The organism is Acinetobacter sp. 24-47-39, assembly GCF_056783825.1.
Window position 1 is genome coordinate 161,192 of the sequence record NZ_JBWYIP010000007.1, and the last position, 7,858, is coordinate 169,049.

9 protein-coding genes are annotated in these 7,858 nt (G+C 39.5%); 2 read left to right on the forward strand and 7 right to left on the reverse strand.

All coding sequences use genetic code 11. The features are described from left to right. Positions 1 to 11 precede the first annotated feature (11 nt). On the reverse strand, positions 12 to 896 hold the full coding sequence (locus AC1M9C_RS08355) for a SphA family protein (RefSeq protein ID WP_481610824.1): 885 nt from the start codon (positions 894 to 896) through the stop codon (positions 12 to 14). Positions 897 to 1,229: 333 nt separating this feature from the next. On the opposite strand from AC1M9C_RS08355, the gene AC1M9C_RS08360 reads away from it, so the two are divergent. Beyond that, positions 1,230 to 1,691 (forward strand): nucleotide triphosphate diphosphatase NUDT15, encoded by a 462-nt coding sequence (locus AC1M9C_RS08360; protein ID WP_481587620.1) that lies wholly within the window; start codon positions 1,230 to 1,232, stop codon positions 1,689 to 1,691. A 7-nt stretch (positions 1,692 to 1,698) separates the two neighbouring features. Here the strand turns inward: AC1M9C_RS08360 and AC1M9C_RS08365 are convergent, their stop codons facing one another. The 5 genes from AC1M9C_RS08365 to AC1M9C_RS08385 form a co-directional block, all read right to left on the reverse strand. Further along, a complete protein-coding gene (locus AC1M9C_RS08365; protein WP_481587621.1) occupies positions 1,699 to 2,823 on the reverse strand; it encodes a hypothetical protein in 1,125 nt (374 codons plus the stop codon). A 70-nt stretch (positions 2,824 to 2,893) separates the two neighbouring features. Beyond that, on the reverse strand, positions 2,894 to 4,594 hold the full coding sequence (gene ureC / locus AC1M9C_RS08370) for an urease subunit alpha (protein WP_481587622.1): 1,701 nt from the start codon (positions 4,592 to 4,594) through the stop codon (positions 2,894 to 2,896). Positions 4,595 to 4,606: 12 nt separating this feature from the next. Next, entirely contained in the window at positions 4,607 to 4,915 is a 309-nt protein-coding gene (locus AC1M9C_RS08375; RefSeq protein ID WP_035270651.1) for an urease subunit beta, read from the reverse strand. Between the two features lie 22 nt (positions 4,916 to 4,937). Next, positions 4,938 to 5,240, reverse strand: a complete 303-nt coding sequence (gene ureA / locus AC1M9C_RS08380; RefSeq protein WP_035270654.1) for an urease subunit gamma — start codon at positions 5,238 to 5,240, stop codon at positions 4,938 to 4,940. Positions 5,241 to 5,336: 96 nt separating this feature from the next. Further along, complete coding sequence (locus AC1M9C_RS08385) at positions 5,337 to 6,212, reverse strand: urease accessory protein UreD (protein WP_481587623.1); 876 nt, start codon at positions 6,210 to 6,212, stop codon at positions 5,337 to 5,339. A 235-nt stretch (positions 6,213 to 6,447) separates the two neighbouring features. Here AC1M9C_RS08385 and AC1M9C_RS08390 point away from each other — a divergent pair, with 235 nt between their 5' ends. Then, on the forward strand, positions 6,448 to 7,383 hold the full coding sequence (locus AC1M9C_RS08390; RefSeq protein ID WP_481587624.1) for an LpxL/LpxP family acyltransferase: 936 nt from the start codon (positions 6,448 to 6,450) through the stop codon (positions 7,381 to 7,383). Positions 7,384 to 7,405: 22 nt separating this feature from the next. Here the strand turns inward: AC1M9C_RS08390 and AC1M9C_RS08395 are convergent. Beyond that, positions 7,406 to 7,858: hypothetical protein (locus AC1M9C_RS08395; RefSeq protein ID WP_481587625.1), on the reverse strand; the 453-nt coding region annotated here is incomplete at its 5' end.

Consider the following 7,858-nt stretch of genomic DNA (forward strand, 5'->3'; position numbering starts at 1 on the left):
GTAACAATGTTTTAAAATGGGATGGTGATATCAATTGCGAACTTCTGACCTTCTGGTCGGTTTTCAACATCAAATTCTTTTTGATATTTCGCTGCGATTGCATACCCTTTAGGGAATTGATAGCGAACTTGCGGACCTATGCTGGCTGCTTTAGCTTTAAAATCACCTAAAACAGCACCTTCACCTGAGTCACCTTCAAGCTGACGATGTACGTAACCACCAACACCAACCGCCAAAGGTCCCATGTGTTTCGCAACTAAGTAATCGACATGCAAAGCGTTGCCCGATTCATATTTGGTATCCTTATTCTCGAAATTGATGTCGTACATCCACTTTGTACTGACTTCGATACCTTGTTTATTTAAGTATGTGGTCGAGATAATTGGTTGAATGGTGTAATAGTTACGTCCAATATTCGCGAGTCTATTTTTGTTGTAAGAGCCAACTGGAATATAAAAGTCGATACCTGTAGCCACATGCCAATCCCCTTTATGCCAACCCAATAAGAATGGATCGATAATGAGATCACCCATTGACATGTGATCATCTTGACGACCACCTAATGTAAGATCTGCATGGGCATATACAAGGAATGCATGCATGCCCCATGTCGCGCCTAAAAATGTTTTGTCACTGACATAGACACCACGAGCAACTGTGGCAAAAGTATCAATTTTAAAATCATCAAATACTGGATGATCATTTTTAAATTTATCTGCGTTGTAGTATTGGTTATAACTGACGAGATACATCCCAGGTGGCGGCATTGCTCCACCAAAAAAACTCTCTGTCCCATCAGGATAAGCACTTCCGCCATTTTCAGCGGCAAGCGCTAAACTTGCACTACTGAAAAGACATATGGTCAATGCCACAGAAGTTAGATATTTCCTTACCATTTACCGCATCCCCCTCGTTGCTAAATTCCTTGCTGGCGATGTTCTAAATCGTCTAGCGCATGTCTTAATCTAGTCTTGAAAGGAGGCAGGGAAATATAAGGATGAATCTATGTTGAATTAAGGGATTATCTTGTAGAAATATTGACTTTTTCTCACTGGTATAGAGGTTTTAGAGAAATAAAATAGGTTTTCTTCACTATAGTGATAGGTAAAATCCCCTATAAATGTGAATGATTTTTTATTTAAATTACATGTTTTGAAACATTTGAAAGTTAGCGTTGTCATATCGCTGTTGTACTTTTTAGAACACAGAGCAGCTAGATGTGCACAATCATGAATATTAAAAGCAACTCCATCATCGGCGTGGGCATCATGTTGATTGATCAACGTCAAAAAGTTCTATTGGGTTATAGAAACAAAATTGATGAACCTGCCTCATGGTGTTTTCCGGGTGGAAAAATGGATGCGCATGAATCAGTTGAAGATGCTGCAGTACGCGAATTGTTAGAGGAAACTGCTTTAGATCTGAGTCAATATATTGAGTCTATTCAACCCTTAAATACGATCATTGATCAAGATTCTGAGGCAGTAAAAGTTACGTTCGGAACGATTTATCAACTTTTAGATGAACGTTTAAAAACTCAAATTTGCATGACAGAACCTGAGATTTTTGAGCGTTGGGAATGGTTTAGTTTTGATGAGCTTCCACAACCACTTTTTCCTGAAACTGAAGTCATGATTAGACATTTTTTAAATCAGTCTCAGGAAAAAAGATGGGCTGTTTACTCAAACTAATCCAACACTAAGACTTCCTAAATTCACTTACTAATTTCGCCAATTGCTCCATACCATCAAAAGTGGTTGGAATCTTGTCATCTGAAGAAACAAGCGGTGAGAAGATAATATTCTCAAATTTCTCAAAACCCTTTTCATTTTTCTTATGCAATTTTTCTGAATCATCTGCATAGTTTTGAATAAACTGACACAATGCCATTCTGAGTTCAAGTTGCATCATCTGAGACTTGATTGAACGAATTTCTTGCAAGTTAATTCTATAGAAATAGAACAAAAATAAGATCAGTGAAATTGAAGGTACAACCATATACCATATTGCTACACTATTTATTTCTATTTGATTGGCAATCAACCACCCAAAAAAAATAATTTCCAAAACTGGTATAGCCAAAATAAATCTGAACAGCCACTTATAGTTACTCTCTGGATTTTTTAAATCGTCTTTCTTTTGATCATAAAGATTCTTAAAACCTTCATTTAAAAGAACAAAATCATAAGTTGTCTTATAACTTTCTAACTTTTTTTCTAATTCTTTGACTTCATAAATTTTCACATCAAATGTTGAATTCCAACCGCTGATCAAATCAGATGCCTTCTCTGATTCTTTAATCAAAGCCTTATAGTCACTAAAATCTTTTTCTTCTAAAAATTTTCTAATTTCATTTAATTTAGAGTTGCTGTAAATTTCTCCACAAATAATAAAAGGAAGCTCATCCACAAAATCATAATGTGTTTTGAATTCTAAATATTTTTGATTTTTTTCAGTATAAATAAAGTTATAAAAATTTCTTACTATAGGATTCTCTTGTTCATTTTCTTTAATTCCACGTCTAAATTCCCATTCTTTTAAATATACAAATAAAGTCAACGCTCCATATTTTAAAAATGCTAGATCATCTGAGATTATGTTTTCGCTTAGCTGACTTAAATCAAATGCATTCCACTTCTTAGTTTCATTTAGATTCTCTTCAAGGTAAATTAAATTCTCTTCTGAGAAAAAACTCTTTAATGATCTAACACTATGTGCCCATCTCTTCAATTCTTCCTCTTCCCACTTTAGTTTCCCTTGGGATACTTCGAATAACTTATTTAGTGTTTTTTTTGACTCATCAGAAAGAAAAGAAAAGCCCATACCACCCTCTTTTTATATATGTATATAATTTTATTATAAATAAAAAGCCCCTGAAATGGGGCTTCCAGAATTAAAATAAGAAATACCTTTGCGCCATCGGTAATACTTCCGCAGGCTCACAAGTCAGCAAGTTCCCATCTGCTCGCACTTCATAAATTTCAGGATCAACCTCCATCACAGGACAGTAGGTATTCAGTTTCATATCTTTCTTCTGAATATCGCGTGTACCTTTACATGGACTGATCAACTTTTTCAGACCCAATTTTTCATGCACGCCTGCTTCAATCGCGACTTGTGACAAGAACGTAATACAGGTGTTATGCACACCGCGCGCATTTGCCCCAAACATCGGACGATAATGCACAGGCTGTGGTGTTGGAATCGAAGCGTTAATATCTCCCATCGGCGCAGCTGCAATCATGCCACCTTTAATAATCATCGACGGTTTTACCCCAAAAAATGCAGGCTTCCACAGTACCAAGTCAGCAAGTTTACCTACTTCCACCGAACCAATTTCATGGCTTAAACCATGCGTAATTGCAGGGTTAATTGTATATTTAGCGATATAACGTTTTACACGATTATTATCATGTGTCGCATTGTCACCCTCTAAAGGTCCACGCTGCACTTTCATTTTATGCGCGGTTTGCCACGTACGAATCACCACTTCACCGACACGCCCCATCGCTTGCGAGTCTGATGACATCATGGCAATGGCACCTAAGTCCTGCAAAATATCTTCTGCAGCAATGGTTTCACGGCGAATACGACTTTCCGCAAAAGCCACATCTTCAGAAATCGCAGGGTCTAAATGGTGACAAACCATCAGCATATCCAAATGCTCATCAATGGTATTGATGGTATAAGGACGAGTTGGATTGGTGGAAGATGGCAACACATTCGGCTGACCAATGGCTTTTAAAATATCAGGGGCATGTCCACCGCCTGCTCCTTCGGTATGGTAGGTGTGAATGGTACGATTTTTAAATGCAGCGAGGGTTTCTTCCAAGAAACCACTTTCATTTAAGGTATCGGTATGAATCGCCACTTGGACATCAAACTCATCGGCAACGGTCAGACACGTATCAATCGCTGCAGGGGTTGAACCCCAATCTTCATGTAGCTTTAAACCTACTACCCCTGCACGAATTTGCTCACGAATTGGGTCGGGCTGACTTAGGTTTCCCTTACCGAGTAGACCAATATTCATCGGTAAATCATCTATGGCTTGAAGCATTGTCCCAATATGCCAAGGCCCCGGTGTCACTGTTGTTGCAGAAGTCCCTGCCGCAGGGCCTGTACCACCACCAATCATGGTGGTCACACCGGACATCAGTGCGGTTTCAACTTGCTGCGGGCAAATCCAATGAATATGCGTATCGACACCGCCTGCGGTGAGAATCTGTCCTTCACCAGCGATCACTTCCGTCGCTGCACCAAGTGGAATGGTGATATCGGGCTGAATATCTGGATTTCCCGCTTTCCCAATTTTCCAAATGCGACCGCTCTTTAAACCGACATCAGCTTTGACAATACCCCACCAATCCACAATCAGCGCATTGGTAATGACCGTATCCGCAACATCTTCAGCCAACAGTTGTGATTGTCCCATGCCATCACGAATCACTTTACCACCGCCAAACTTCACTTCCTCACCATAGGTAGTGAGGTCTTGCTCGACTTCAATAAACAGCTCAGTATCCGCGAGACGAACTCGATCACCTACCGTTGGACCAAACATTTCCGCATAAGCACGGCGTGACATTTTCATTATTATTTTCCCTTAATCCAACTTACCCATAACACGACCCGCAAAGCCATACACCTCACGCTTACCTGCGAGTGCAACAAGTTCAATATCTCGACTCTGTCCTGGCTCAAAACGCACCGCTGTACCTGCCGCAATATTCAGTCGATATCCTCGTGCTAACTCACGATCAAACTGCAACGCATCATTCGCTTCAGCAAAGTGATAATGTGACCCAACCTGAATCGGTCGATCCCCTGCATTTGCTACCGTCATTTTGAGCGTTGCCCGTCCGACATTCATTTCAATGTCTGTATCGGACGTAATGATTTCACCTGGAATCATATTTAATTTTTCCTCTCAGACATCACACAATCGGTTGATGTACAGTGACCAGTTTTGAACCATCAGGAAATGTCGCTTCCACTTGGACCTCTGCGATCATTTCAGCCACGCCTTCCATTACTTCATCCCGTTTTAGCAATGTTGTTCCAAAATGCATGAGGTCACTCACACTCATTCCATCACGTGCACCTTCTAATAGTGCGGCAGAAATATAAGCCACTGCTTCTGGATAATTCAGCTTTAAACCACGGGCCTTGCGTCTTTCCGCTACAAGCCCCGCAGTAAAAATCAGCATTTTGTCTTTTTCTGTAGGTGTTAGTTCCATAATGCTTTCCTCACTATCTTTAAATATTGATGCAAGATGTGTGCTCAAATGTTTGTGTTAAAACAACTTAACTATGTTGCTATGACAAGAATAAATTTATGTGCGCCAAATTCTTGGGAACTCTTCATCAAGATCAAACCAATAACGACGAAGCTTTGCACGAATTGCAGCAAATGCATCATGACACTCACGTACATCATCTCCGAGATAACGTGCGGTTACGACGTAATCGAGTAACGTCAATGTGACGTTAATATTCATACGCATGATTAATTCACGAATTTGATCAACATGTTGATCAAGATAGAAATTTGACCGGTATTGTTCTGGAGGCACTGCCCAAAAACTGGCCATCACTGCATGACCGTTCATCCCTAAACAAGACTTTAACCAACGATCATTACCTTTAAAATTTAAACAGTCTGCAACCAATATTTTTTGATTTTGATAAAGCTGAAATTTATTTTGATAAGCACCCTGCGAGAAGGTTTCATGTCGTGCTTGCCGTCCAATCACCAACATATCCCAACCAATAAAACTGGCAGCAGCGTCCAAATGTACGATCGTTTCTGAATTTGCATTCGCACCATTAAAGAGCATCGTCTCTTGAGGAAGCCACTCGAAAATCGCCTCATCTTGGACATGTATATGAATATGTTGAAATGCTTGTTTAAGATTGGTTTTGTACCATTTCCCTGCGCCAGGTGTGGTGACCAAAGCATGCGAATCCTGATCTATTTTCATTTCAAAGGTGAGATGATCTCCACCAGCAATTCCAGCAGGTGGATGAACAATAATGGCGTGACATACTCCTGTTTTTTCAGGCCACAGCATCTTTTGCACGCGAACAGGTCCAAAGTGCTTACGATGCGCCAAAATTGTGCGATTTGAATCTTTGGTAAAACCTAACTCTAATTTAGCAAACCAATACTGTGCATTTTTGACTGGCTCATTGAACAATACTTGATTCATTCACGGTCATCTTCGTATTCCTATCATTTTCAGTAAATGTTCTGCAAAAATTGCACCAAGTTTGCTCAAGCTAATTTTGGTTAAAGGTTCTTAGGCACTTAATGTTGATATTGATGAGTAATTCATGTGAAAAATCTAAGAACGTTTTTCTAAAGAATCCGATTGTTGCCTTCGCCGAAAAAAAACAGTTCGTGCTAATATAGTGAATTACCTTAAATTGTTATCAAGTTTGAATATGAGTAAACAGAAAAACTACCAACCGGGAGAGTTCCAGTGGTCTTTCTTAGTGCCAAAATATTGGGGCATTTGGATTGGTATTATATTTCTGATGCTCCTTGCGATATTACCTTGGGCAATTCAGCATCGTTTAGCGTATCTGATGGGAAATGTAGCTTTCAAATACTTGCGTTCACGTCGTGAAACAACTTTAAGAAATTTAGAAGTCTGCTTTCCTGAATGGATGCCCGAACTCCGTTATGAAAATGCTCGCCAAGTCTTTATTGATCAAATGGTCGGTGTTTTTGAAACACTGAATGCTTGGTATTGTCCCAAATGGTTTAAAGATCGTGTAACGATTGAAGGTTTAGAACATATTCAACAAGTGCAAGCTGAAGGGCGTGGGGCTTTACTACTTGGTACACACTCTACCCTACTCGATGCAGGTGGATATGTATGTGCCCAGTATTTTGATCCAGATGTCGTGTATCGTCCGCAAAATAATCCATTGCTAGATATGCTGATTTACCGTTGTCGTGCCACGATTTATACCAATCAAATCGACCATGATGATATGCGTGGATTAATCCGTCATTTAAAAGAAGGACGACCTATTTGGTATAGTCCCGACCAAGATTTTGGTCTTAAACAAGGTGTTATGGCACCCTTTTTTGGTGTACCCGCAGCCACTGTAACTGCACATCGCCGTATATTAAAAATGACCAAAGCTGCCGCGATTCCACTTTACTTCTACCGTAAAGGTGATATTACAAATCCGAAATATCATATTTTGATTGAACCTGCATTAGACAATATGCCAAGTGAAGATGAAATTGCAGACGCGACACGAACAAATTTGATTATTGAAAATCAACTTCGTTTAGCACCAACCCAATATATGTGGTTCCACCGTAGATTTAAAACACGTCCCGAAGGTTTTGAAAAAATTTATTAAAAAAAGCGGCGGAGCCGCTTTTTTATTGTGTTTCTAATACATCTGAATTTTTATCAGTATCAGGCTTTTTCGCCTCTACCATCTTATAGCGGTTGATACGACCTAACTCATCTTTTAAAGTGATATGCTGCATGTCCAAGACATTTAATATCAGCTTTTCTGAAGTTTTATTTTGATTCTGATCTGTCCAATTTACATTGAACTCCGTACCTAAACGAGTCCATTGATTTGCATGAATTTCCCCGACAGCAACAGGGGTTATAAATTTTGGTACTTTTCCGTTGAGATCAATTTGAATCTCTTTTAAATCCACCCTTGGACATTGCTCAGCAAAACATTGATAGGCTGCTGGTTCAGGCGTTACTTTTTGAGCAAAAGACTGTGCTTTAGCTTCTTTAGCTTCTTTAGCTTCTTTAGCTTCTTTAGCTTCTTTAGCTTCTTTAGCTTCTTTAGCTTCTTTAGCTTCTTTAGCTTC

Bases quoted from the DNA above. Each gene is read 5' to 3' on its own strand.
- AC1M9C_RS08385 (WP_481587623.1), bottom strand. From the start codon at position 6,212: ATGAATCAAGTATTGTTCAATGAGCCAGTCAAAAATGCACAGTATTGG.
- AC1M9C_RS08390 (WP_481587624.1), top strand. From the start codon at position 6,448: ATGAGTAAACAGAAAAACTACCAACCGGGAGAGTTCCAGTGGTCTTTC.
- ureC (WP_481587622.1), bottom strand. From the start codon at position 4,594: ATGAAAATGTCACGCCGTGCTTATGCGGAAATGTTTGGTCCAACGGTA.
- ureA (WP_035270654.1), bottom strand. From the start codon at position 5,240: ATGGAACTAACACCTACAGAAAAAGACAAAATGCTGATTTTTACTGCG.
- AC1M9C_RS08360 (WP_481587620.1), top strand. From the start codon at position 1,230: ATGAATATTAAAAGCAACTCCATCATCGGCGTGGGCATCATGTTGATT.
- AC1M9C_RS08365 (WP_481587621.1), bottom strand. From the start codon at position 2,823: ATGGGCTTTTCTTTTCTTTCTGATGAGTCAAAAAAAACACTAAATAAG.
- AC1M9C_RS08375 (WP_035270651.1), bottom strand. From the start codon at position 4,915: ATGATTCCAGGTGAAATCATTACGTCCGATACAGACATTGAAATGAAT.
- AC1M9C_RS08355 (WP_481610824.1), bottom strand. From the start codon at position 896: ATGGTAAGGAAATATCTAACTTCTGTGGCATTGACCATATGTCTTTTC.